A 22,354-nucleotide genomic window follows, 5' to 3' on the forward strand; every position below is an offset into this window, starting at 1 on the left:
GATTTTAAAGTTTATGGAGATGCCAAAATTGTTCCATTGATTATTTAAGATGATTTTTTAATAACAATCTTTTCTGATTGATTAAAAAAACCTCACAGGTTTTTGAAACCTGTGAGGTTTGACCGAAGATCTTCTTACTTTAAATTCTGGTAATACAAAACCTGAGAAAGAAATGTTTCATTTTGTTGGAATTTCACTCTTTCTAAATTCAGAATTTCAGATTTTAAGGCATCGTTGTGATGTTCTTCGGCATAATTCAGCAATCGCTTCTCACTGAAATTAATTTGAGTTTTATGGTAGTTTAAAGCAAAGTCTTTACGTTTCATATTTTCAGAAGTAATGATTCCGCCCCAATTGATGTAGCTGCAAACAAGGATTACTCCGTAAATATACCAAGCCATCGTATTGAAAAGGAAAACGTTTCTCTTCTGCTTCTGAATTTTAATAAAAGTGGTGACCAAGCCAATTAAAGCCAATATCAAAAATGCATAAACACCCAGTCTTTTGTAGGTAAAACCATAATTGATGATGTATTCTGAGTTTTTCACCATGGCAGAAATAACGAGAACGGCATTCAGGAAAATCCAGACTTTGGCTAACATTTTCATCAATCCGGCTTTCGGATCAAAATTGAAATTCGATTTAAAGTAAAACATGATCACCAGAATCGACATGATGATCGACAGAATGACTGCATTTACTCTTTCATGTGTTTCTTCGGAGAGTTTTACAGGACTTTTTACTGACTCGTAAAACTGTTCATAGTTGTAGGTGATGATGAAAAAGACGAGCAGAATATTCAGCGCAAATAAAGAAATTACGCCGCTCATTCTTTCTGCATCCAGATCAAGAAAAGAATAGGTGGCTTTCTGAATTTTATCTTTCTCTCCGAAATTGTTATCCAGCAATCTGTTGCTTTTGTAAATAAAACGTTCAACGGCGAAATTCCAGTAATTGAATGCGATAAAAAAGCCTAAAACAATCATAGCAAAAAGCTGCCAGAAATTGACATCAAGCTCCACATTGGTGAATAAATTGGCAAAATGATCGCTTCCTGCGGAATAGATTCCAAAGAAAACGGAGATCAGAATTAAAGGAATTATGACAAAAGCCAGTGTTTTCTGCCACAAACTGGAAACGTTTCTTTTAGGAAGCCACGCATCAAAATTCAGAATTCTGAAAAACTCTGTAAAGCAGTTTGTCACAAACACCGGAACCAGCAAAAGGATTTTCATTCTTCGGTTTCGGGATCTGTATCCTAACAATAACAGTGAACTGACAACCGCCAGAAAGGACGGAAAATCTCCGTACCACGCAAACGCAGCACTCGAAATAATGCTCGTTGCAAAAAGAAAAATAAACGTTTTGGTTCGGTTTCGTTCAGGTGTTCTGAAGAAAGTAAGCACGGCATAAATAATTCCGATAATTCCGAGATTGAGACCTACATTCTGATCATAAAATACAATAACAAAAAGCAGGGTCGTAAGAAATATATAGTGATGTGTTTTCATAGGTTAGTTTAAATGTTGGTGAAAATAAAAAAGTAAAAGGCGGCAATCGGAATATTCAACAAAATCAGCAAAGCTGAGTTTCCGTGAGATTTTTTATCTGAAACATCGGTTAAAAAAGTCAGCAATTCGGAGCAAAAAACAATGATGTTGACAACAATGGCAATAACGACATAATAAAATCCGAGCCAGACAAGAAACCAAGATTTGGAGATCCAGAATGCCAATAAGATGATGGTTCCAAGCAGCCACGAAATCAGAAACAGACTTTTTCCGACGGGACTAAATTTTACGCTTTCCATGATTAATGCAAAACAGCGGTATTCTTCTGTTGAATGAAATCTTTCAGATGCTCAAAATTCTGCCAGAGCAAAGCTTCAAAATCCCACTGGTAAAACGGACGCATATTTTGTCCTTTTTTGTAGGCTTTGATGTAGATTTTGTAATATTCCGGTAAAATGAGGCTACCCAAAACAATCGCTGCCAAAAGATGGGCGTTGAGTTTTCCGTTTCCTAACAGGAGAAACTGCATAGCGATTTCGTCCTCAAAATTGGTTCCGCATCCTGTAATGAGGTGATGAACATCGTGATTTTCCATTTTGGGAATCATTGTGAAACCATGTTTTTTATAAAATTCTCCCAATTTTCTGCCCAGAGAATCTTCCTGAAACTCCAGCAGTTGTTTTTCGGTAAACTGCCACTGCCTTTTCTTTTTCTTGAAATAGGTTCTGTACAGTTTCTGGGTTTTATTATAGACAAATAGAAGAAATTTGACGCGTATTTTTTTCATAGTTTATGAGTTTAAAAAATTAATTGAAACAAGCTGAACTCCAATAATGATATAAATTATTGCTATGGGAATATTAATCAGCATAATTCCTGAAGATTTAAGACAGGCATTGAGTTTACTCTTATGAACAATTCCGTAGATTAATAGAGTAACAAGAACAATCATATTAACTACAAATCCATATTCCAAAACCAAAATTCCACCTTCAGCAAGTAAATTATTTTTAGTGAGAGCATACCCGAACAAAGAGATGCTTCCTAAAATAAATGAAAGCCAAAACAGAGTTTTTCCGATAATTATGATTGTTTTTTCATTCATAGTTTATAATTTTAATCGATTTTAGTATAGACATGATTCATGTCTGCATTCAGAATAATTTTTGGCTTTTCAAAAAGTTTATTCGAAAAATAAGTATTACCTAATGCCGGTTCTCCATCACTTATATAATGCAATATAATTCTGGAAACAAGCCCGTTACTAACCTCAAACCGACCTTTCCCATAAAATCCGCTTTCAAAATGTCCGTCACGGAATAAGATCAAAGTATCCGGTTCATGAGGAGCTTCAACACAGCAAATCGGATTTTCGTAATTTGTATTGACGTATTTACCATACAGTGTTTTTTCTCTTAAAGGATAATCTATGGTGAAAATGATGATCACCAATATTCCCAATACAAAAATTTTTAGTCCTAGTTTTGTCATTTATCCTTGTCTTAAAGTAAAAACCGTAATTTCCGGACGCACCATAAAGCGAACCTGAAAAGAATGTCCCAAAGCACGGTTGATATAAAGCATTCTTCCATCTTCAAGATCAATTTCTCCGGAAATATATTTTCTGTTTTTCACGGGAAGCAGAGGCGTAATGACTCCGGGAATTCTGCATTGTCCTCCATGCGTATGTCCGCTCAGAATCCAACCCTGATAACCATTCCAGATATCTTTATCACAGGCATCGGGATTATGACAGAGAATAATATTTGCCTTGGAAGGATCATAATCTTTCATCACTTTCTGCGGTGCAAAATTGGGCGACCATAAATCTTCAAAACCGATAAAATTCAGTCCGTTGCTTTCCTGTTGCGTATTATTCAGCATTGTGATTCCGAAGCCTTCCAGAATATTGCAGATATTGTCGGACGACTGAAGATCCTGCCAGTCTTTTCCGTAGTCGTGATTTCCCAGGATACCGAATGTTGCCAGATTTCCCAACACCGCGTGTTGCATCACTTTTTTAAGGTCTTCCGTTTCTTTAGCTCCTCCATGATTAACAAAATCTCCTGTGTACACTACAAAATTCGGATTGTATTTTTTAGCTTTCTGAAAAGAATCGATAATGAAATTCCAGTCGAAGCGGGTTCCAACATGAAGGTCGGAAATCTGCATCAGGATTTTTCCTTCAAGATTTTGGGGTAAATTTTTAATTGGAAGTTTCCGTTCTACAAACTCAAGCCAAAACGGTTCAATCTGCCATGAATAGAGAAGAGGGAATGCTCCTATTACAGAAAGCTGAAAGATCTTTTTTAAAAATGTTTTCCTGTTCATTTATGTTTTAGTTTTTTACAATGTTAGCTTCCCGCGAAAGGAGTTTCGAAAAGCCCGACTGCCAATTCGATCCAGACTAAAGCCAGAGCTAATAAAATCGCAAAGCAGATCAGCAGTTTATACCGTAAAGATTTTTTCGAACGGATGACAAGATTGATGAAAAATGCAGTTCCGAAAAGTAAAGTTCCGGCAATAATAAAATCAGCAGGAGACCAGTTCCAGCCTTCTGCAAAAAGATTGGCAAAAAATGCCGTAAGCATCAATAATGCAGGAACTGCGAAAATGATGATTGTTTTTTGTTTTTCTAAAGTCATAATTTACATTTTAAAATATTAAAAGTACTTTGTGTTTCAAAGTTTGAAAATAAAAAAATTTAACTCTTATTTTCCGAGTAATTTTTCCAAAGCATTAAGATGTTCTGTAAAGGCTTCTCTTCCACTTTGGGTTACGCGATACGATGTTTTGGGTTTCTTGCCCACAAATTCTTTCTTCACTTCTATATATGCTGCTTTTTCCAGCGCGTTGCTGTGACTGGCAAGATTTCCGTCCGTAATTTCCAGCAGGCTTTTCATTTCTGAGAAATCAACCCAGTCGTTTACCATGAGAACAGACATAATGCCCAATCTTACACGGCTTTCGAATTCTTTGTTGAGTTGATTTATATTTATCATTTTAATTTTGTCCTGTCTATTCTGAAATAATCATACACTGTTGCATCAACACCTATAATTTCCTTTGTCTTTACATTTTCAACGGTTACAAAATCATGATCTCTGAAAAATCCGGAATTAAAATGTCTGTTGATATTTTCATTCATTAAATAAATTTCTCCGACGTTATGATGAACCTTCCAATCATTTTGCAGTCCGCTCTGCTTCAATTTAAACTGAATAACAGAAGCTAAAAATGCTGGGTAACCGATACAGTTTGCTTTTTTGGTTTCTACTAATTTATCCGTTTCATGATCACATTTATCAAATGAAAAACTAAGGGTAGAAGCAGTTTCTTTCAAAGAATCCAGAATGAGATCTTCTACAGATTTATTACTTCCAGTTTCCTTCAACCGATTTTTCAGTTTCTCGTTGGCAATATCTAAAACCGTTCTTTCTTTAATTATGTCATATGAAAAAAATATCCGGAATAAATAAGCTTTGCAGAACACAACTGCAAAAATAATGATTAAAAATATCCCCCATTTTTTCACAATTCTATTTGTATTTCTTATGCATTATCAATCCATACACGATATGCAAAGCACCAAACCCAATCGTCCAGAAAACCAGTCCCCATCCTAAAAAGAACAAAGAAATTAATCCTAAAACAATCTGGCAATAGCCTAAATATTTTATATCTGTTAATGTGTATCGTTCCGCACTTACCAAAGCCAGTCCATAGAACAGCAGTGTTGCCGGAGCAATAAACACAAAAAGATGATGATAAAGAAGCGCCAGACAAAAGAAACCTCCCGTTACCAAAGGAACTGCAAAGGTAACCAAAAGTCTTTTAGTGGTTGCATCCCAAATCTTCAAACCTTTCTTTTTGCTTTTATTGGCTGTGAAAATATAACCACTGAGCAATGCAACTCCTAAAATAACAATGCCGATGATGACAAGTTCTTTCACTAATGATGGTCCGAAAATATTTCTTTCCCCATCAAAATAATCAATTCCCTCTCTCTGAAAAACAAAATAGACATACACTGCTCCTATAATTGCCGCTAATCCCGCAACAACTCCGGACAACCCGCTCAAAGAAATAAATCTGGAAGAACGCTCCATCATAGAGCGAATGTGTGATAAGTCTTCGTGATAGTTTTTTGATTCCATAAAAAGAACTTTGAATTACAAAGTTATTATTTATTTTGAATCTGCAAAATATTTTTTTGGGAAATTTAGAATTTATTTCAAAAAAAAGCCGCTGATCTTATCAACGGCTCAATGTATAAATTACTTTGCTCTTAATCTTTCTTTAATAGATTCAATATTCTTTTTTGCAGAATCTTCCAGAATCAGACTTGCGCTCATGTGGATTCTTGCAGGCATCAGTTCATTAAAATGATCTGTCCCTTCCCATGAAACTTTCTTAATTAAAGCCAGAGCATCGCTGCTTCTTGAAGCCAGAGTCTGAAGGAATTTTTCCAGCTTGGTATCCATTTCTTCAATAGTTTCTGAAACCGAATGATAAATATTGTGCTGTTCTGCCCATTCTGCCGATCTGAAATCTGCATCAATCGCCATGGCTGAAAACTGAGACTTTCCGATTTTTCTTTCCACATAAGGTCCGATCACGAAAGGTCCTATTCCTAGATTTATTTCCGTTAAAGCCAAAGCTGAATCTTTGGTAGCGAAACAGTAATCTGCACCGCACGCAATTCCTACTCCACCTCCTGTAGTTTTACCCTGAACTCTTACCACGACTATTTTTCCGCAGTTTCTCATCGCATTCAGCACTTTGGCAAAGCCTCCGAAAAATTTTGTTGATTTTTCCAGCTCTTCAATTTCCAGAAGTTCATCAAAACTCGCTCCTGCGCAGAAAGCTTTTTCACCTTCACTTTTTACAAGAATAGCTTTTACTTCTTCTTTTGCACCTTCATCAAGAATGGTCTGCGCCAGTTTTTCAAGAATGGCTCCCGGAAGCGAGTTGCTTTTCGGAGTTCCGAATGTAATTTCGGCAATATTGTTCTTCAGTTCTGATACTACAAATTCGTTCATTTTTAGTTTTAATTGGATTTACACAAAAATACTAAATACAGGGATTTTGAGGAAGATTTTATTTAAGTTTTTATACTCCCGGTGTTCATTACAATTCTCATTACGTAGAAATACGGAATCTTCAATTTGGTATTTTCTACTCTACCATGCATCATGCTATTGCCGTTACTTTGACATGTCAATACGACATAAGTTTTTAAAGATTTTCTGGCGGCATCCGAAAAGCCATAAACAGAGTAGGAATTAAAAAAACTGAAAAATTATATTATCATGGACGACGAATTAATGGGCGTAATCAAGACGTTCGCAGGAAATTTTCCGCCGGTAGGTTATATGTTCTGCAACGGAGCTCTTCTAAGCATTTCGCAGTACTCTGCTCTTTTCTCGATCTTAGGAACCACTTACGGTGGTGATGGTGTCAGAACTTTTGCTCTACCCAATCTAAACGGACGTGTTCCAATTAGTGCAGGACAATCTACAACAGGGCAGTATTATGAATTGGGAGAAGCAAGCGGAACTCCTACAAACACACTTCTTGCCTCTAATCTACCAAGCTTCGCAAGTCAGCTAAAAGTATCTTCGGCTAATGCGACAACAGCTGTACCAACATCTACAACATCGATTGCAGTAAGCGGGACACAGGCAGGAAGAGACTTTTTGGCCGTTCCGAGTTTTATAGATGCAGCTCCGGATACTATGCTATATCCTCAGTCTGTTTTTTTTATCGGTCAGAACTTACCGGTTAACAATATGTCTCCATATTTAGGAGTCAACTACATTATATGTGTGGAGGGAATTTATCCTTCAAGACCTTAATTTAACACTAGTACTAATAATATAAATACAATAATCATGGACGAAGAATTAATTGGAACCATCAAGCTTTTTGCAGGAAATTTTGCACCAAGAGGATATATGCTATGCAACGGTTCAATACTAAATATCAGCCAAAATCAGGCACTTTTCTCTATCTTGGGATCGGTTTATGGCGGAGATGGAAAAACAACATTCGCTTTGCCTAACCTTAACGGGCGTATGCCAGTTGGCGCAGGAACTTCAAACACAGGTAAAAGTGTTGTATTAGGAGAAGCTGCAGGTACTGTTACCAACACTCTGCTAAGCTCAAATCTTCCATCAATAGTAAGCCAGCTAAGAGTTTCAAAATCTAACGCAACAACTTCAACGCCTTCATCGTCGTCATCAATTGCTGTTTCGGGAACTCAGGCAGGAAGAGATTTCACAGCTGTTCCGAGCTTTATAAATGCAGCACCGGATACGCCTATCAATTCAGCTTCAGTAACCTTTGCAGGTCAGAACCTGCCTGTTAACAATATGCCACCTTACCTTGGTCTTAATTATATTATCTGCGTAAATGGTATATATCCATCAAGACAATAATTAACAACCTAAAAATTTAAAATCATGAAAAGTACTATACTTTTTACCTTATCTGTTCTTTTTATTTCGGTCTTTTCTTTTGGACAGACCAGTACGGAACAATTTGAGACAGAATCTAATGCAAGCGCAAGCTTTACTGATAATGGTGTAATATTCAATATTCTGTCGCATGTAAATACTTACGATATTCAGGCTTCTTATCCGGGGACTGGATGGAGTGGTACCGCAATTGACAACAGATATATAGATAACTCCGGAGCGGGTAACCAATCTGCCGGAACTTCTTTTAGTATTAAGACAACATCTAATTTATTTAAAGTAAACAGATTCTGGGTTTATTTAGGCGCAGCAAATACTTCGCAGTCTGTAACTGGGACATTAACTATTACAGGTAAATTATCCGGAGTTACAAAATTTACTCAGACAAAAACTACAGGGTTTGTTAACTCTATTGCTACAACGAATGGATATACTTTAATAGACATGACTAATCTTAACGGACAGAATTATAGCAATATCGTTATCGATCAGCTACAAATTACCGCAGGAGGTGGTTATCAATATATGGGATTAGATGCATTTACATGGGTAAAAGATACCGGACTTGTATTAGCTGCCAATGAAGTAAGATCATCGAAAAAAGATTCGGGGATTTATCCTAATCCAACAAGCGGTCCACTTACCATTAAAACTGAGGGAAACAGTAAGTTTGAGGTGTACAGCCAAAGCGGACAATTGGTAAAAACAATTGAAACACAAAAAGGAACAAACGAATCTGATATTTCTGATCTTCCAAAAGGTGTTTACACGATAAAGTCTTCTAAAGAGTCTTATAAAATTATCAAAAAATAATACGCTTATCGTTAAGGTAAAAACTAATAACCATGAAATTCATTAAGATAGGTGATTGTACCATGAAAGATTTTAAAGCATAATATTGTGATGATGTCCCCTGAGCAATCGGGGGATTATCATGTTTTCCCTCGTTCTGGCGATATTTATTATCACCGTTCTAAAACTCTCTGAGAAATTCAGGGAGTTTTAATTTTTCAGTGAGAGAATGTACTTATCAATATACAATTGTTTCTCTTTGGATTTATACTGCTGGATGTATCTCGGATGTTCCAAAACCGTCATTTTTTCAAATAAATTAGCTTCCTTATTTAATTTTGAAATAAAATCTGCATTTTTTTTACCCAAAACAAAGACTTCCGAAATGTCGAGATTCAGGGTGATATGTTTCTTTAAACAATCAATCATAAAATCTTTTACATCTTTAAAAAGTTCTTTATCATCATAATAATTGGCGTTGATCCAGCTACCTTTCGATTTCCTGACGATTGCTAAAGGAAACGGAGAATTTATATAAACATCCTGATAAAAATTTTCTGCTCCGCCATACTGTTCAATCACATCATACATAAATACTGAGGAAACTTCATGCGTATGAGCAGATTCCATTTTAATTCCGCACACGCTTTCCAGACGTTTTGTATCTGTAAAAGGAACTCCTGTAACTCCGGCTCCGTGACGACTTGGATTAATCCCTATCAGAAATTTTCTTTTGTTGGAATCATTGTAATATTTCTGATAAAACCTTTCCATGACAATTATGGTTTCGGGATTGTCGAGATAAGGATTTAACACCTGAAAATCATCGGGAAGATTTCCGGAGTAATGTAAGTTTCGGTTAAATTCTACTACTTCCTCAGCAAAAGTTTTCGTCATATTTAGTTTGTCAGAAAAAAATTATCCGGCTGATCTTTTTTAATCTACATCATCCTCATCTCCATCTTCGCTTAAGGCTAATTCAATATCTATAAACTGGATGTATAATCCGCAAATACTGTTATTGTTATCATAAGCAAAATATACAGGATAAGTACCGTCTCCAAAGCCACTTGCAAACATAGGAATATGATAACTGGTATCCGGAACTTTCCAGTTGATCCAATCTCCGGCATCTCTTTGATTTTTCGGATGGTCTTTATAGCTTTGCTCAAAAAGTCCGGCGAAATAATCATCGTAAAAATTGTCAAGATCAGTTTCGTCCACAAATTTATCCACAAAAGGAAGCACTTCTTTATCCGTAATACAGCCTAAACCCGCATCCACGCCAAAACCAAAATAATCATCTTCTGTAACGCCTTCCAATTCTTCAATTCCAACCAAAGCTTCCCTATATACAATGGGTTTTTCTTTCGTAAATTCTACTTTAACAACAGCATATCTGTCACCCCAGTCTTCTGACTTTACCACAGCAATGGTTACAGGAAAATCACCTTTCGGAGCCTGAATAAAATACGGCGATTGGTTTCCGTTCAGATCAACAAGAGGATCTCTCACCACTATTTTACCGGAAGGAAGAGAAACATTTCCGATCTCTATCGTTTCCAATGGCTGTCCTGCAATTTCATCAGACGTAAAATAGGTTTCCAAATCCGTCGGGCATATGAGAACATCTTTTACTTCTTCATATTTCTGTAGCCAGTTTTCGTTCATTTCTTTTGTTTTATGATATAATTAAGCCTGAAAATAAGGAATAAAAATAAGGGTATCAAATATCATGAAGTTTTTAACATAAGATTATAAAAAACCCTTTCAACATAAGCTGAAAGGGAGTTTAGAATTATTTTAACCGAAACAGGCTAATTAAAATGATACATGAAATTTATTTGTACGACTAAGAACCTGCACAAATAACGCACGCTCTTGGAGTAGTCGGCCAGCTTCCGGGAATACAGCAGCTTCCTTTAGGACACGAAGTTGGTGTACAAGACCAATTAGGACCAGATCCTTCAATGGCTCTCAATTCTGGTCTTGAGAGTTTTTTTAAGTTTTTCATAATGATTTAGTTTTAATGATTGTTCCTACTCTTTATGCTTTTCGGATTTCGCATCCTAAAGTTAGCAATAAAATCATTTAAAAACAATTTAATCAAACAGTTATACAATTAAAAAGCAGCAATTCGTTAAAGAATGCTGCTTTATATTATCTTCTGAATTTAAATTAATCCAAACTGCTCAAAATGATGTGTAAAATGCTTCTTATGCATCAGTTCCCACATTTCTTTATTTAATTTTCCGAAAACAAAATTCATGTGTTCTGCCTGTGGATTTTCTTTGTAATAGATCACAAATCTTTTTAAATTATCAATGAAAGACTGTTTAGCAGCTTCAAGATTTTTATGTCTTAACTCCAATAGTTTTTCGTCATCCTCTAAAAACGGCGCAGGGAAATCTTTTGGCATTTTTCTGTGGTTATACAGAGAATCCTGCCATTTTTCCAACTGTTCTTCAGGAGTAAAGCACTTATCAGCTTCCGGTTCGCCAAGACTTACCAATACACCGTGCTCCAGATGTTCTATCATTTGCTGAGGTGACATTTTTCCCCAGTTTGGCTGAGTAGAATCTGTTAATCCATTCAGCATTTTCTGAATATTTTTTAAGTTTAAATCGATAAAAGGAGACTGTTTTGCCACCAACGTTAAAATAGTTGCCACACAAACGATCTCATCTCTCTGATTTACGACTTCAACTAACCATTTTACAACGCCGGAAGGAATATTTCTTCCTTTTACTCCTCTGTTGATTTTTTCTTTCGCCGTTAAATACACCGTAATCGTATCTCCCGCATAAACAGGTTTAAAGAACGAACAGTTTTCCAGTCCGTAATTTGCGATAACCGGTCCTTTTTTCCCTGAAACAAACAGTCCTGCCGCTGCTGAAAGGATGAAATATCCGTGAGCAACTGTTTTATCGAAAATTGTTCCGGTTAAACTTGTTGCATCCGTGTGTGCGTAGAAATGATCCCATGAAACATTAGAGAAATTTACGATATCTGCATCGGTAACCGTTCTTCCTGCCGTTTCCAGAGAATCTCCCACTTCAACTTCTTCAAAGTATTTCTGAAAAGGATGTTTATCCGAATATTTTTTCTCAGCACCCTGCTGATAAATTTTAGTAATGGCAGTTAAGACATCTGGAGAACCCTGAATTGCCGTTTTCTGAAGGAAGAAATGAAGACCGTTCAGTCCGCCCATTTCTTCACCCCCTCCTGCTCTTCCGGGACCGCCGTGCATTAAAGTCGGAAGCGGAGAACCGTGACCTGTACTTTCTTTTGCGCTGTCTCTGTTCAAAACAAAGATTCTTCCGTGTTGTGAAGCCATTTTCCAGGACGTTTCGGCAACGAAATTATTATCGTGAGAAACGATGGAACCCACCAAACTTCCTTTTCCTCTTTTTGCCAAAGCCGCTGCTTCTTCCGCATCTTTGTAAGGCATTAATGTAGAAACAGGACCAAATGCTTCGACATCGTGAGAGATATTTTTTTCAAAAGGTTTATCATTCAGGAAAAGTTTCGGACTCATGAAAGCTCCGTTTTCGTAATCGGCATCTACCAATTCGTGCTTTCCATCGTAGACCAGTTCTGTTTCAGCTTTTAATAAATTTATTTTTCTTACAACTTCATCATACTGCTGTTTCCCCACCAAAGAACCCATTCTTGTTTCCCTGCTCAACGGATTTCCGATTTTTGTCTGGTCTAAAGCTTTGGACAAAGCATTCTGAACGTCTCCTATTAAGTTTTCAGGAACGATAATTCTACGGATTGCCGTACATTTTTGTCCGGCTTTCGTCGTCATTTCGTTACGAACTTCCTTGATAAATAAATCAAATTCCGGAGTTCCAGGTTTTGCATCCAAACCAAGAATTGAACAGTTCAAAGAATCTGCTTCCATATTGAAACGAACCGCATTTCCTGCAATCGAAGGCAAAGATTTTAATTTTCTTCCTGTCGTTGCAGAACCCGTAAATAATACAGAATCTCCATCCTGAATGTAATCCAAAACGTTTCCAGGCTCACCGCAGATTAACTGAACAGCACCTTCCGGAAGAATTCCGCTTTCAATCATATCCTGAAAAACAGCATTCGTTAAATAAGAACCAAACGGAGACGGTTTTACTATTGACGGAACACCTGCCAATAAAGATGTGGATAACTTTTCCAGCATTCCCCAAACCGGAAAGTTATAGGCATTAATCTGAACGGAAACCCCTTCACTTGGTGTTAAAATATGAGTTCCTAAGAAAGTTCCGTTTGCTGAAATTTTCTGCGTATCACCATCTACCCAAAACGGCGTATTCGGAAGCATCCTTTTTGCCAATCCTGAATACGTGAAGAATGTACCAAAACCTCCTTCAATATCTACCCAGGAATCAACGTGAGTTGCTCCTGTTTTATACGATAGTTCGTAATATTTTTTCTTTCTTTCAAGGAGATAAAGTGCTACTTTTTTCAGTATTTCGCCACGATCGTAGAACGTCATGGAGGAAAGGTTTTTATAACCTATTGTTCTTCCGTAATCCAAAGCCTGCTCAAAATTCAGACCTTCGGTGTCGGAAATGGCAACCTGTTCTCCATTAACAGCGTTATATAAAGGAATTCCGTTTCCGTTTCCTTCTATCCATTCTCCGTGAATGTAATTTTTTAATTTTTCCATATAGTTTTTAATTTAACAATGTAATAGTTAAATAATATGATTAATACATTTTTAGATTTATCCTTTATTCTGAGGATCTTTATTCTTTGATAATTTCTTCGATGCCGCTTCAGCACCAAGCATAATCAAATTTTTTATTAATGAAAAAACATTCATAATAATTAAAAGTCCAGCTAGAATTCCTATAATCTGAAATATCCACAAATATTTTCCTTCCTTTTCATTTTTAACCTGGTTATATTCTTTGCACGGATCTTTCGTTTCATTGGTTGAGGGACTTTTAGGATCATACCAAACATCAATTGTTAATTCCGGGTTGTCTGTAAGTGAGGTTTTATCTGCATTGTAATATTGATTATTAACCATATATGTATAATGAAAAGTATTAACATTCACTTTTAAAGATCTCTTACTAATTGTTGTCTGATCATAAGTCTGCTCTATATCAGCCGTTGTTTTTTTAAATGTTTCACATTCTTTTTTATAAAGATCTTTTGTACCAGTTTTTGATCCTGTTAAATATCCCATATATCCGGTAATTGCAAGATATAATCCCATTAATACCAGAATATAAATATTTCCTTTAATTTTTTCTTTTCTTGTTTCTTCCATTTTGTGTTTTTCAATTTTTTTAAATCCTAAGATTGTGTTTATTTTGCTTCTTTGTACGGAAACAATTTTATCAAACCTTCATACAAACTTCTGTGTAGGATTGTCGCATGATTGTCTGTTTCCATCATTTTATATTCTACTGTCCAGTTTTTCTTGTTTGATTTTTTTAAAACATCAAATAAATCTTCAGCATCTTTTACCATTACAGGATGTTCACCTTTCCCGACAGAAACATATATAAATTTCTTCGTACCCTGAATTATTGATAATAACTGCGGAGCTTGTTTTAAAAGACTTTCATCATCCCACCATAAACTTGGACTGATGATAAAATAATTATTAAACATTTCAGGTTTTTTCAACAGAATTTCGGTCGCCAAAAGTCCTCCAAGAGATTGTCCGAATAAATATTTATCAGTTGTTTTAAATTGACTTTCGATATATGGTTTTAATTCTTTATCAAGGAAATTAATGAATTTATCTGAATGTCCGGTCGTAGGGTAATCCTTCTGTAGATCCTTTAAATCTGTATGAAAAGTAAAGTCTCTTTTTCTATCAATGTTTGCAATTCCCACGACAATCGTTTCCGGCATCGAATACATTTGATTGAAGAATTGAATTAAACCCGTAACATGGATAAAATCTTCATTCATGCTTCCATCCAAAAGATAAATGATTGGATAAGATTTTGTCTTGTCAAAATTTTGTGGAAGATAAATATTTAATGTTCTTTCTTCATTTAAAATTTTAGAATTTATGGCTCTGATTTCTCCAATAGTTAATGGTTTTACATTTTCAGTCTGGGCAAAAGCCACAGATTGAAATGTAAATAGAATGCTGCAGAAAATGAAAAGTTTTTTTAACATTTCTTTTTTGTGAAATTACTTATATTCTATTTTTAATGAAACCTAACGGGTTTTAAAAACCCGTTAGGTTTGATCGTTTACTAATAATTATTCTAAATTTAAAAAATCATACTCAATATTAGATTGATGGTAATTTCTAAAAATACTTAGAGAATCAAAATATTGCATGATTCCCATTCTATCTAATTTACTTTCTTTTTCAGGGTTTAGATAAGAAATGTATGAAGAGTGCTTCCATTCATCAATTTTATTTACAAATCCATGATTAACCGGATTATTGTGAATGTAATGCAAAACTTTTAGCAAATATTTCTCATCTGTTATTTTCTTTCGCTTCAACGCATTTAGAAAAAGCGCCCCCCTTCTTTCATACATCTTATTGAATGCTTTTGCATAAGAATTCAAAAAATCTCCAAATCTCTTCATTAAATATTTGTGTTCTTCATCAATATTTACACCTTGAATATTTTTAAATCTTAATAACAAATGAAAATGATTTGGCAATAAACAATATGAATAAATGTCCGCAATCGGAAGAATATATTTATCTAACTGCTTCAGAAAAAATTGATAGTTGGTCTCTTCACGAAAAATCAATTCCTTCCCATTTACATGAGAAAAAACATGATAAACAGAGTCAAACTCAAAACTATCTGTATTAATCATCTTACTTTTATTGGAAAACCTAACGGGTTTTAAAAACCCATTAGGTTTGGGTATAACTAATTTAATTTCTTAATAAAAATTACTTCACATCATCCCAAATGCTGTAATCAACAACCTTCTTAGGAATCTGCTTAACATATTCTGTAAAAGGTTCACAAGGCAAAATAGCATCTTTTCCTTCTCTTGCCAGTTCCTGATACAATCTTGTTCCTTCCGTTTTCCATTTAATCATTTCATCGGAAACATCGCGGATGATTTTTGCAGGACTTCCTACAATTAATTTTCTGGCATCACATCTGAAGTTTGCCGGAACAAAAGCTAAAGCACCGATGATACATTCATCTCCGATGACCGCTTTGTCCATCACGACTGAATTCATTCCGACCAGACAATTTTTTCCGATATGTCCGGAGTGAATAATTGCTCCATGACCAATGTGTGCAGACTCTTCAAGTATGGTTTCAATTCCCGGAAAAACGTGAAGGGTACAGTTTTCCTGAACATTGGCACCGTCTTTTACAATAATTTTACCCCAGTCGCCACGAATCACTGCATTGGGACCAACATAAACTTCTTCGCCGATTTCCACATTTCCGATGATCACCGCTTGCGGGTGAACGTACGCGGAAGGTTTTATTATCGGTCGAATTCCGTGATATGAGTAGATATTCATAATTTTAATTTGAAAATAAATCAATTTGGAAATTTGACAATGTGCCAATTTGAAAATTAAAACGCTGTGAATAGTATTTTCAAATTCTCAAATTAGCTCATTTTCAAATTAAACTTTTTCAATTACCATTGCATATCCTTGCCCTACACCGATACAAAGTGTACACAATGCATATTTCTTATCCTGCTTTTGAAGTTCCATTGCAGCAGAACCAACGATTCTGGCTCCCGAAACTCCAAGTGGATGACCGATGGCAATAGCACCTCCGTTTGGATTTACTCTTGAATCGTCATCTTTTAAACCTAAGGTTCTTGTTACGGCTAAAGCCTGAGCGGCAAATGCTTCATTCAATTCGATGATATCCATATCATCTAATGAAAGATTCAGTCTTTTTAATAGTTTTTGAGTGGCTTCTACAGGTCCGATTCCCATGATTCTTGGCTCAACACCGGCAACGGAAGATCCTAAGATTTTCGCTTTTGGCTTCAATCCATATTTTTTTACAGCTTCTTCGCTTGCTAAGATTAAAGCTGCTGCTCCGTCATTCATTCCGGATGCATTTCCTGCGGTTACCGTTCCTTCTTTTCTGAAAGCCGGACGAAGTTTTCCTAATCCTTCTATTGAAGAAGTCGGCTTGATAAATTCGTCGGTATCAAATATTTTAGGTTCACCTTTTTTCTGTGGAATTTCAACTTTTACGATTTCTTCCGCCAGTCTTCCGGTTTCCTGAGCTTTGGTGGCTTTCTGCTGAGACCAAAGGGCAAATTTATCCTGATCTTCACGGCTGATGTTATGTATATCCGCTAAATTTTCAGCCGTTTCACCCATCGCATCAATCCCGTACATTTCTTTCATTTTCGGATTTACAAATCTCCATCCGAAAGTGGTATCAAACATTTGGCTGTCTCTACCGAAAGCTGTACTTGGTTTCGACATTACATAAGGAGAACGCGTCATGTGTTCTACTCCACCTGCGATATAAATTTCACCTTCTCCTGCAGCAATAGAACGGAAAGCATTTGCCACCGCAGACATTCCTGAAGCACACAATCTATTCACCGTTTCCCCTCCGATTTTATAAGGAAGCCCAGCCAATAAAAGCCCCATTCTGGCTACGTTTCTGTTGTCTTCACCTGCCTGATTGGCGCATCCGAAAATAACGTCCTCAATTTCCTCAACAGGAACTTCAGGGTTTCTTGCTACAATTTCTTTAATAACAATGGCAGCCAAATCGTCGGCTCTTACTTCAGAAAGTCCTCCGCTTAATTTTGAAATGGGAGTTCTTATGTAATCTATTATGTATACGTTGTTCATAATAATTCAATTTAACAATCCAGCAATGCTAAATTGTCTATTTTTTCGTTTATACTATTTATTAACTTTTAAAATTCCTTCATGCCAACACATCCACAGTAAATAACTGTTAACCGCTTTAATTCCATCCTCATTAATCCAAGCATGATTTTCTTTTAAATATTTTTCGGATAAGTTTTGAATTTCTTTGACGGTAAATTGTGAATGCTCAGATTTATTCCAAATAATATTGAAGGTGGCTGTTCGCATATTTTCAAATTCTTTTAAAGTTTCATCAAAGTTCTCCAGATTATTATCTTTAAAATAATCTCTCATCTTTTCTTTATCAATGAAAAGAGTGCTTGAAAACTTTTTTAAAATTTTATTCTTATCCAATATTTTTAAAGTTCAATAACTTTCTTATTAATTTTGTAAACTGTTCCGACAAATTTGGCAACCAATTCTTCGTTTTGATTGGTAATTTTAATATCGTAAACAGCGGTTTTTCTGGTTTCATTGACCAAAATGCTTTCTGCTCTGAAAATATCGCCTTCTTTTCCGGCTTTGGTAAAATTGATGATGCAATTCAATGCAACGGCTGCATCTCCGGAATTGTTAGACGAAAAAGCCAGTGCAGAATCTGCAAAAGCGAACGTAACGCCTCCGTGAACCGTTTTCAGCCCGTTAATCATTTCTTTTTTAATGGGCATTTCTATTAAACAATAATTTTCTTTGATTTCAATCAGTTTGATATTCATCCATTGGGAAAAATAATCCTGATCGAACATATATTCTGCAACCTGTCTCGGATTCATTTTTAATTTATAGTTGTTATTTCTTCATATAATTCATCAGCCAACTTGTCGTAAACCGCCATGGTTTTGCCAAGAATAATCTGATGGTATGAAAGATTTTCGGAATTTGATGGATCTTCTGTTTGAAAATGTTCATGTAAATCAATTCCAAATTCATTCGCTAATCTTTTAATCAGCTCTTTATATTTTTCATTGAATTTGCCTAATAATTCAAGTTTTTCCTGATAATCTTCAATCGAAGAAAGTTCCTGAATGATGTATTCTTTTTCAATGATAAGTCTTGTTTCCAGTTCGGCTCTGAAGTCATCAATACTCATAAAATTTATTTAATAATTGTCAGCAGTAAGGTAAAGTTTATTTTCATTTTCCATTACTGATTTGCAAATATTTATTATCTCATCATATTCTTTTCCAAACAATTTAATATCAACTTGGTTTTCATTATTAATTAGATAATCATAAAATTCTATGATATCGATAATTTGTTCTTCTTTTTCAGAAGCCCAGCCAATCATATCATACACTCTTGAATAGTTGTATCTATAAACCGTACTCTCCGAAGAATGATGCAAAAAGTCATTATCTAAGTTCATTATTAAATCAAAAGCATTTGTTGCTAAAACTAATTCAGTAATAATATTTTCATCACTATCTTTTTCGCTTAGTATGACCTCTCCTAATCCAAAAGCAAAATGCTTTTGCCAATCAGATAACAAATCTATTCTAAGAGTTTTATGTTTCATGTTTAAATTAACTTTCTCAGCAAAGGACTTTGTCTGTATCTCTCTTCCTGATATTCTTCGTAAAGATTCTGCAAAGTTTCGGAGATTTCAGCATATCCTATTTCTTTTCCCCATGCCAATAAACCTTTGGGATAATTAACGCCTTTCTGCATTGCGAGTTCGATATCTTCGTCATTCGCCACGCCTAATCTTTTTGCTTCTACGGCTTCGTTAATCAGCATGGAAATAATTCTCATGAATATTTGCTGATAAAGTACATCATCTTTCACAGGTTCCGGTTTAACGGCTCCTTCCGAATAATCGTAAAACCCTTTTCCCGTTTTTCTGCCGTGAAGTTTGGCTTCCGACATTCTTTGCTGTAGAAGAGACGGTTTGTATTTTGGATCGTAGAAATATTCGTTGTACACAGTTTTAGTTACCGAGAAATTTACGTCAACTCCGATTAAATCCATTAACTCAAAAGGTCCCATTTTAAAGTTACCCAAAGTTTTCATAGCATCATCAACCTGTTCTACCGTTGCGATGTTTTCCTCAACAATTCTCAATCCTTCTCCATAGTAAGGACGCGCAATTCTGTTGACGATAAATCCGGGAATATCTTTTGCAACAACAGGAGTTTTACCCCAATCTTTCATGAGATTGTAGATTTTTTCCGCTAAAGATTTTTCGGTTAACAAGGATGGAATAACCTCAACTAAAGGCATCAACGGAGCCGGATTGAAGAAGTGAATTCCGATGAAACGCTCCGGTTTCTGTAATTCCGCACCAAGAGAGGTGATGGAAATGGAAGATGTATTGGAACCAATCACACAGCTTTCTGAAACGTATTTCTCTAATTCTGTGAAAACTTTGGTTTTTATTTCTTTATTTTCGATGATGGCTTCAATGATCAGTTCACAATCTTTGAAGTCTTTTAATTCGGTGGCAATGGAAATATTGGCTAAAATTTCAGTCATTTTCTCTGATGAAATTTTCTGTTTATCAACCAGTTTAGTCAGTGTTTTTTCCAAACCTACGGTTGCCGTTTCTACCTGTTTTGCATTAGCGTCATAAATCCAGACTTTGCATCCGTTCGTTGCGGCTACCTGTGCAATGCCGATTCCCATAGTTCCGGCACCAATAATTCCTACATTCATATTTTTAATTTGAAAATTTGGAAATGAGTTAATTTGAAAATTATTTAAGCTTCGAGCTTGAAATAATTTTAGATAGAATTAATACAATTTCTTTTAAATCTGAAATTAATTTTTCATTGGGCGATTGCAAATGTAGAGACTTTAAACACAGTAAAAGCCAATATTCTGTTTCATCAGCTTCTTTAGCGGCAATTTTCAATTTATGGATAAAATCCGCTTTGCTTTCTGCATTTTGAGCTTCTCTAACATTAGCTCCAATCGAAGTTCCAGATTTGAAAATCTGATTTGCTAATGGAAATCTTTTAGTTTCGTACAAACCTTCTGAAAATTCAATGATGTCTAAAGCAAAATCAAAAGTCTTATTTACAATAATATTCTCTTTATCATTTCTCATTTTCAAATTCTCAAATTAACTCATTTTCAAATTAATTATTTCCCTTTATATTCAGGTTTTCTTTTCTGTAAAAAGGCACTTACTCCTTCTTTAAAGTCTTCTGTTTCTGCGGCTTTCTGTTGAAGATCGCCTTCTAATTCCAACTGCTGCTTCAGCGTATTGTCATAAGAATGTGCAAATGCCTTTTTGGTTAATTTTAAACCAACTGTAGGCATATTGGATACTCTTTCTAAAATTTCCAGTGATTTTGAACTGAATTCTTCTTCAGTGAAAACTTCAGCAACCAAACCGTATGATTTAGATTCTTCCGCAGATAATTTTTTTCCGGTAAATGCTAAATAATTAGCCAATTGTCTTCCCAATAATTTTGGTAAAAAGTAAGTTCCACCCGTATCTGGAATCAATCCGATATTGGAGAAAGCCTGAGCAAAATAAGCTTTTTCATTTGCCAGAACAAAATCGCAGATCAACGCCAACATTGCTCCGGCTCCAACTGCAGGACCATTTACCAACGCTACAACCGGTTTTTTGCAGTGGGTAATTTCCATCACCAAAGGATTGTAATAATCTGTTACAATTTTTCTGATGATATCGTTGTCATGATGTTCATTGCCCTGAACAAAAGCATCATCAAGATTCTGACCGGAACAGAAAGCTCTTCCTCTTCCGGAAATTGCCACGCATCTTACTACAGGATCTTCACTGCATTCTTTTACAAAATCTTTCAGATCTGATAAAGACGGCTTTGTAAGCGCGTTCATGGTATCCGGCTGATTGAGATAAGCAATTTTAAGTTTTCCGTCGAAATGCGACTCAATATCGAGTTGTGTATACATAGTTTTAATTTTTTATGATTAATGCACTAATTTAACAATAAAAATGCACCAATATACCAGTTTATAAGTATAACAATATTTAAAGCATTCAAAATTGTTATATTGCTACATTTTCAGATTGTTACACTCATTTAGTGACATTTAAAATAGTCAAATGGTTCCAGACAATCTAAACACTGATACGAAGCCTTGCATAGCGTAGACCCGAATCTGCTTATCTGTTTTGAGTTCATAGAACCGCAACGCGGACATTTTTTCGGTTTCCCGATATGATGTTCGTCGGCTCCTTTTTCGGGAGGAGTGATTCCGTATACCCGAAGTTTTTCTCTCGCTTCATCCGTTAACCAGTCCGTTGTCCAGATCGGAAACATTTTGGTCTCCACTTTTGCTTCCCATCCGTTTTCCTTCATTATTTTGATGATGTCTTCCTCAATGGTAAACATGGCGGGACAGGCAGAATAAGTCGGTGTAATCGTTACTTCGCAGGAATTTTCGCTGGTAACTTTAGCCTCTCTTACAATACCCAATTCCACGATATTAATCACCGGAATTTCCGGATCGGGAACCATTTCTAATATTTCTAAAGGATTTTTCAATCTTCTTTTTATCTTAAATTTTTAGCGCAAAGCGCGTTAGTTTTTTTTAAAATACTAAATGCTTTTAAGTTCGAAAAGCTCCTCTCTCAGCAAACCCAAAAAGGGTAATTTCAACAGCAGCTTAAATCTTACTTTAATCAACTCTAACATGCCTAAAAGATTTTCAAGCTTTAATTATTTTCTTTCTAAACATCATTAAAATGCAATCACCGGGATTATTTGTTTCATATTGCAGACTGACATTTGAATTAAAAATTCCTAAACAAAATATTG

General features: G+C 35.5%; 31 protein-coding genes. 3 read left to right on the top strand and 28 right to left on the bottom strand.

The genetic code is table 11. The features are described 5' to 3' along the window. Nucleotides 1-134: 134 nt before the first annotated feature. From H6W52_RS04445 to H6W52_RS04495, 11 genes are all read right to left on the bottom strand, one after another. On the bottom strand, nucleotides 135-1,511 hold the full coding sequence (locus tag H6W52_RS04445) for a DUF4153 domain-containing protein (RefSeq protein ID WP_116095997.1): 1,377 nt from the start codon (nucleotides 1,509-1,511) through the stop codon (nucleotides 135-137). An 8-nt stretch (nucleotides 1,512-1,519) separates the two neighbouring features. Next, entirely contained in the window at nucleotides 1,520-1,810 is a 291-nt protein-coding gene (locus H6W52_RS04450) for a hypothetical protein (RefSeq protein ID WP_116095996.1), read from the bottom strand. 2 nt (nucleotides 1,811-1,812) lie between these two features. Next, nucleotides 1,813-2,298 (bottom strand): Coq4 family protein, encoded by a 486-nt coding sequence (locus H6W52_RS04455; protein ID WP_116095995.1) that lies wholly within the window; start codon nucleotides 2,296-2,298, stop codon nucleotides 1,813-1,815. A 3-nt stretch (nucleotides 2,299-2,301) separates the two neighbouring features. Then, nucleotides 2,302-2,616, bottom strand: a complete 315-nt coding sequence (locus H6W52_RS04460) for a hypothetical protein (protein ID WP_116095994.1) — start codon at nucleotides 2,614-2,616, stop codon at nucleotides 2,302-2,304. An 11-nt stretch (nucleotides 2,617-2,627) separates the two neighbouring features. Next, complete coding sequence (locus H6W52_RS04465; RefSeq protein ID WP_116095993.1) at nucleotides 2,628-3,002, bottom strand: hypothetical protein; 375 nt, start codon at nucleotides 3,000-3,002, stop codon at nucleotides 2,628-2,630. Then, nucleotides 3,003-3,842: a metallophosphoesterase gene (locus H6W52_RS04470; protein ID WP_116095992.1), complete on the bottom strand. Its 840-nt coding sequence runs from the start codon at nucleotides 3,840-3,842 to the stop codon at nucleotides 3,003-3,005. Nucleotides 3,843-3,865: 23 nt separating this feature from the next. Next, nucleotides 3,866-4,156 carry a hypothetical protein gene (locus tag H6W52_RS04475; RefSeq protein ID WP_116095991.1) on the bottom strand — a complete coding sequence of 97 codons (291 nt, stop codon included), beginning with the start codon at nucleotides 4,154-4,156 and terminating at the stop codon, nucleotides 3,866-3,868. A 66-nt stretch (nucleotides 4,157-4,222) separates the two neighbouring features. Next, on the bottom strand, nucleotides 4,223-4,513 hold the full coding sequence (locus H6W52_RS04480) for a winged helix-turn-helix domain-containing protein (RefSeq protein WP_076395182.1): 291 nt from the start codon (nucleotides 4,511-4,513) through the stop codon (nucleotides 4,223-4,225). Continuing rightward, nucleotides 4,510-4,905: a hypothetical protein gene (locus H6W52_RS04485; protein ID WP_185216484.1), complete on the bottom strand. Its 396-nt coding sequence runs from the start codon at nucleotides 4,903-4,905 to the stop codon at nucleotides 4,510-4,512. Before H6W52_RS04485 ends, H6W52_RS04480 begins: the two co-directional genes overlap by 4 nt. 145 nt (nucleotides 4,906-5,050) lie before the next feature. Further along, nucleotides 5,051-5,668 (bottom strand): hypothetical protein, encoded by a 618-nt coding sequence (locus tag H6W52_RS04490; protein WP_108411091.1) that lies wholly within the window; start codon nucleotides 5,666-5,668, stop codon nucleotides 5,051-5,053. A 120-nt stretch (nucleotides 5,669-5,788) separates the two neighbouring features. Continuing rightward, complete coding sequence (locus tag H6W52_RS04495) at nucleotides 5,789-6,553, bottom strand: enoyl-CoA hydratase/isomerase family protein (RefSeq protein WP_116095989.1); 765 nt, start codon at nucleotides 6,551-6,553, stop codon at nucleotides 5,789-5,791. Nucleotides 6,554-6,823: 270 nt separating this feature from the next. Between H6W52_RS04495 and H6W52_RS04500 the strand changes: the two genes are divergently transcribed. From H6W52_RS04500 to H6W52_RS04510, 3 genes are read left to right on the top strand one after another with little or no spacing between them, the layout of a single operon-like run. After that, nucleotides 6,824-7,369 (top strand): phage tail protein, encoded by a 546-nt coding sequence (locus tag H6W52_RS04500; protein ID WP_116095988.1) that lies wholly within the window; start codon nucleotides 6,824-6,826, stop codon nucleotides 7,367-7,369. A 36-nt stretch (nucleotides 7,370-7,405) separates the two neighbouring features. After that, nucleotides 7,406-7,951 carry a phage tail protein gene (locus H6W52_RS04505; protein WP_116095987.1) on the top strand — a complete coding sequence of 182 codons (546 nt, stop codon included), beginning with the start codon at nucleotides 7,406-7,408 and terminating at the stop codon, nucleotides 7,949-7,951. Nucleotides 7,952-7,975: 24 nt separating this feature from the next. After that, the gene (locus H6W52_RS04510) at nucleotides 7,976-8,803 is read left to right on the top strand and encodes a T9SS type A sorting domain-containing protein (protein WP_116095986.1); all 828 of its coding nucleotides are present in this window, start codon (nucleotides 7,976-7,978) and stop codon (nucleotides 8,801-8,803) included. A 189-nt stretch (nucleotides 8,804-8,992) separates the two neighbouring features. On the opposite strand, the gene H6W52_RS04515 is transcribed toward H6W52_RS04510, so the two are convergent. The 17 genes from H6W52_RS04515 to paaD all read right to left on the bottom strand — a co-directional run bounded on the left by H6W52_RS04515 (nucleotide 8,993) and on the right by paaD (nucleotide 22,054). Further along, nucleotides 8,993-9,679, bottom strand: a complete 687-nt coding sequence (locus tag H6W52_RS04515; protein ID WP_116095985.1) for an SMUG2 DNA glycosylase family protein — start codon at nucleotides 9,677-9,679, stop codon at nucleotides 8,993-8,995. Between the two features lie 39 nt (nucleotides 9,680-9,718). Continuing rightward, complete coding sequence (locus H6W52_RS04520) at nucleotides 9,719-10,453, bottom strand: DUF4241 domain-containing protein (RefSeq protein ID WP_116095984.1); 735 nt, start codon at nucleotides 10,451-10,453, stop codon at nucleotides 9,719-9,721. Between the two features lie 181 nt (nucleotides 10,454-10,634). Next, nucleotides 10,635-10,796 (bottom strand): bacteriocin-like protein, encoded by a 162-nt coding sequence (locus H6W52_RS04525; RefSeq protein WP_157967227.1) that lies wholly within the window; start codon nucleotides 10,794-10,796, stop codon nucleotides 10,635-10,637. A gap of 159 nt (nucleotides 10,797-10,955) precedes the next feature. Continuing rightward, nucleotides 10,956-13,451, bottom strand: coding sequence for a phenylacetic acid degradation bifunctional protein PaaZ (gene paaZ, locus H6W52_RS04530; RefSeq protein WP_116095983.1), 2,496 nt, complete (start codon nucleotides 13,449-13,451; stop codon nucleotides 10,956-10,958). A 57-nt stretch (nucleotides 13,452-13,508) separates the two neighbouring features. After that, nucleotides 13,509-14,063, bottom strand: a complete 555-nt coding sequence (locus H6W52_RS04535; protein WP_116095982.1) for a hypothetical protein — start codon at nucleotides 14,061-14,063, stop codon at nucleotides 13,509-13,511. A 38-nt stretch (nucleotides 14,064-14,101) separates the two neighbouring features. Further along, nucleotides 14,102-14,929 carry an alpha/beta hydrolase gene (locus H6W52_RS04540; RefSeq protein ID WP_116095981.1) on the bottom strand — a complete coding sequence of 276 codons (828 nt, stop codon included), beginning with the start codon at nucleotides 14,927-14,929 and terminating at the stop codon, nucleotides 14,102-14,104. A gap of 87 nt (nucleotides 14,930-15,016) precedes the next feature. After that, nucleotides 15,017-15,595, bottom strand: a complete 579-nt coding sequence (locus H6W52_RS04545; RefSeq protein ID WP_116095980.1) for a transposase — start codon at nucleotides 15,593-15,595, stop codon at nucleotides 15,017-15,019. Nucleotides 15,596-15,674: 79 nt separating this feature from the next. Beyond that, a complete protein-coding gene (locus H6W52_RS04550) occupies nucleotides 15,675-16,268 on the bottom strand; it encodes a transferase hexapeptide repeat family protein (protein ID WP_116095979.1) in 594 nt (197 codons plus the stop codon). A 108-nt stretch (nucleotides 16,269-16,376) separates the two neighbouring features. Then, on the bottom strand, nucleotides 16,377-17,582 hold the full coding sequence (gene pcaF / locus H6W52_RS04555) for a 3-oxoadipyl-CoA thiolase (protein ID WP_116095978.1): 1,206 nt from the start codon (nucleotides 17,580-17,582) through the stop codon (nucleotides 16,377-16,379). Nucleotides 17,583-17,636: 54 nt separating this feature from the next. Next, nucleotides 17,637-17,957: a hypothetical protein gene (locus tag H6W52_RS04560; protein WP_116095977.1), complete on the bottom strand. Its 321-nt coding sequence runs from the start codon at nucleotides 17,955-17,957 to the stop codon at nucleotides 17,637-17,639. 5 nt (nucleotides 17,958-17,962) lie between these two features. After that, nucleotides 17,963-18,376 (bottom strand): PaaI family thioesterase, encoded by a 414-nt coding sequence (locus H6W52_RS04565; protein ID WP_116095976.1) that lies wholly within the window; start codon nucleotides 18,374-18,376, stop codon nucleotides 17,963-17,965. 2 nt (nucleotides 18,377-18,378) lie between these two features. Next, the gene (locus H6W52_RS04570) at nucleotides 18,379-18,693 is read right to left on the bottom strand and encodes a hypothetical protein (RefSeq protein ID WP_116095975.1); all 315 of its coding nucleotides are present in this window, start codon (nucleotides 18,691-18,693) and stop codon (nucleotides 18,379-18,381) included. Between the two features lie 9 nt (nucleotides 18,694-18,702). Beyond that, a complete protein-coding gene (locus H6W52_RS04575; RefSeq protein ID WP_087707812.1) occupies nucleotides 18,703-19,119 on the bottom strand; it encodes a hypothetical protein in 417 nt (138 codons plus the stop codon). A 2-nt stretch (nucleotides 19,120-19,121) separates the two neighbouring features. Continuing rightward, nucleotides 19,122-20,255 (bottom strand): 3-hydroxyacyl-CoA dehydrogenase NAD-binding domain-containing protein, encoded by a 1,134-nt coding sequence (locus tag H6W52_RS04580; protein WP_116095974.1) that lies wholly within the window; start codon nucleotides 20,253-20,255, stop codon nucleotides 19,122-19,124. Nucleotides 20,256-20,295: 40 nt separating this feature from the next. Next, nucleotides 20,296-20,649, bottom strand: a complete 354-nt coding sequence (locus H6W52_RS04585) for a four helix bundle protein (RefSeq protein ID WP_116095973.1) — start codon at nucleotides 20,647-20,649, stop codon at nucleotides 20,296-20,298. 35 nt (nucleotides 20,650-20,684) lie between these two features. Then, on the bottom strand, nucleotides 20,685-21,485 hold the full coding sequence (locus H6W52_RS04590) for an enoyl-CoA hydratase-related protein (RefSeq protein WP_116095972.1): 801 nt from the start codon (nucleotides 21,483-21,485) through the stop codon (nucleotides 20,685-20,687). A gap of 131 nt (nucleotides 21,486-21,616) precedes the next feature. Beyond that, complete coding sequence (gene paaD, locus H6W52_RS04595) at nucleotides 21,617-22,054, bottom strand: 1,2-phenylacetyl-CoA epoxidase subunit PaaD (protein ID WP_116096012.1); 438 nt, start codon at nucleotides 22,052-22,054, stop codon at nucleotides 21,617-21,619. Nucleotides 22,055-22,354: the final 300 nt, after the last annotated feature.

Source organism: Chryseobacterium sp. C2(2020) (assembly GCF_014218915.1).
GTDB lineage: Bacteria > Bacteroidota > Bacteroidia > Flavobacteriales > Weeksellaceae > Chryseobacterium > Chryseobacterium mucoviscidosis.

What these genes read in the sequence shown, in the direction of transcription:
- H6W52_RS04585 (WP_116095973.1), bottom strand. Translation starts at nt 20,649, where the DNA reads ATGAGAAATGATAAAGAGAATATTATTGTAAATAAGACTTTTGATTTT.
- H6W52_RS04590 (WP_116095972.1), bottom strand. Translation starts at nt 21,485, where the DNA reads ATGTATACACAACTCGATATTGAGTCGCATTTCGACGGAAAACTTAAA.
- H6W52_RS04525 (WP_157967227.1), bottom strand. Translation starts at nt 10,796, where the DNA reads ATGAAAAACTTAAAAAAACTCTCAAGACCAGAATTGAGAGCCATTGAA.
- H6W52_RS04580 (WP_116095974.1), bottom strand. Translation starts at nt 20,255, where the DNA reads ATGAATGTAGGAATTATTGGTGCCGGAACTATGGGAATCGGCATTGCA.
- H6W52_RS04455 (WP_116095995.1), bottom strand. Translation starts at nt 2,298, where the DNA reads ATGAAAAAAATACGCGTCAAATTTCTTCTATTTGTCTATAATAAAACC.
- H6W52_RS04545 (WP_116095980.1), bottom strand. Translation starts at nt 15,595, where the DNA reads ATGATTAATACAGATAGTTTTGAGTTTGACTCTGTTTATCATGTTTTT.
- H6W52_RS04515 (WP_116095985.1), bottom strand. Translation starts at nt 9,679, where the DNA reads ATGACGAAAACTTTTGCTGAGGAAGTAGTAGAATTTAACCGAAACTTA.
- H6W52_RS04575 (WP_087707812.1), bottom strand. Translation starts at nt 19,119, where the DNA reads ATGAAACATAAAACTCTTAGAATAGATTTGTTATCTGATTGGCAAAAG.
- H6W52_RS04475 (WP_116095991.1), bottom strand. Translation starts at nt 4,156, where the DNA reads ATGACTTTAGAAAAACAAAAAACAATCATCATTTTCGCAGTTCCTGCA.
- H6W52_RS04550 (WP_116095979.1), bottom strand. Translation starts at nt 16,268, where the DNA reads ATGAATATCTACTCATATCACGGAATTCGACCGATAATAAAACCTTCC.
- H6W52_RS04505 (WP_116095987.1), top strand. Translation starts at nt 7,406, where the DNA reads ATGGACGAAGAATTAATTGGAACCATCAAGCTTTTTGCAGGAAATTTT.
- H6W52_RS04520 (WP_116095984.1), bottom strand. Translation starts at nt 10,453, where the DNA reads ATGAACGAAAACTGGCTACAGAAATATGAAGAAGTAAAAGATGTTCTC.
- H6W52_RS04510 (WP_116095986.1), top strand. Translation starts at nt 7,976, where the DNA reads ATGAAAAGTACTATACTTTTTACCTTATCTGTTCTTTTTATTTCGGTC.
- H6W52_RS04480 (WP_076395182.1), bottom strand. Translation starts at nt 4,513, where the DNA reads ATGATAAATATAAATCAACTCAACAAAGAATTCGAAAGCCGTGTAAGA.
- H6W52_RS04460 (WP_116095994.1), bottom strand. Translation starts at nt 2,616, where the DNA reads ATGAATGAAAAAACAATCATAATTATCGGAAAAACTCTGTTTTGGCTT.
- H6W52_RS04495 (WP_116095989.1), bottom strand. Translation starts at nt 6,553, where the DNA reads ATGAACGAATTTGTAGTATCAGAACTGAAGAACAATATTGCCGAAATT.
- paaD (WP_116096012.1), bottom strand. Translation starts at nt 22,054, where the DNA reads ATGGTTCCCGATCCGGAAATTCCGGTGATTAATATCGTGGAATTGGGT.
- H6W52_RS04445 (WP_116095997.1), bottom strand. Translation starts at nt 1,511, where the DNA reads ATGAAAACACATCACTATATATTTCTTACGACCCTGCTTTTTGTTATT.
- H6W52_RS04465 (WP_116095993.1), bottom strand. Translation starts at nt 3,002, where the DNA reads ATGACAAAACTAGGACTAAAAATTTTTGTATTGGGAATATTGGTGATC.
- H6W52_RS04570 (WP_116095975.1), bottom strand. Translation starts at nt 18,693, where the DNA reads ATGAGTATTGATGACTTCAGAGCCGAACTGGAAACAAGACTTATCATT.
- H6W52_RS04500 (WP_116095988.1), top strand. Translation starts at nt 6,824, where the DNA reads ATGGACGACGAATTAATGGGCGTAATCAAGACGTTCGCAGGAAATTTT.
- H6W52_RS04450 (WP_116095996.1), bottom strand. Translation starts at nt 1,810, where the DNA reads ATGGAAAGCGTAAAATTTAGTCCCGTCGGAAAAAGTCTGTTTCTGATT.
- H6W52_RS04470 (WP_116095992.1), bottom strand. Translation starts at nt 3,842, where the DNA reads ATGAACAGGAAAACATTTTTAAAAAAGATCTTTCAGCTTTCTGTAATA.
- H6W52_RS04540 (WP_116095981.1), bottom strand. Translation starts at nt 14,929, where the DNA reads ATGTTAAAAAAACTTTTCATTTTCTGCAGCATTCTATTTACATTTCAA.
- paaZ (WP_116095983.1), bottom strand. Translation starts at nt 13,451, where the DNA reads ATGGAAAAATTAAAAAATTACATTCACGGAGAATGGATAGAAGGAAAC.
- pcaF (WP_116095978.1), bottom strand. Translation starts at nt 17,582, where the DNA reads ATGAACAACGTATACATAATAGATTACATAAGAACTCCCATTTCAAAA.
- H6W52_RS04490 (WP_108411091.1), bottom strand. Translation starts at nt 5,668, where the DNA reads ATGGAATCAAAAAACTATCACGAAGACTTATCACACATTCGCTCTATG.
- H6W52_RS04535 (WP_116095982.1), bottom strand. Translation starts at nt 14,063, where the DNA reads ATGGAAGAAACAAGAAAAGAAAAAATTAAAGGAAATATTTATATTCTG.
- H6W52_RS04565 (WP_116095976.1), bottom strand. Translation starts at nt 18,376, where the DNA reads ATGAATCCGAGACAGGTTGCAGAATATATGTTCGATCAGGATTATTTT.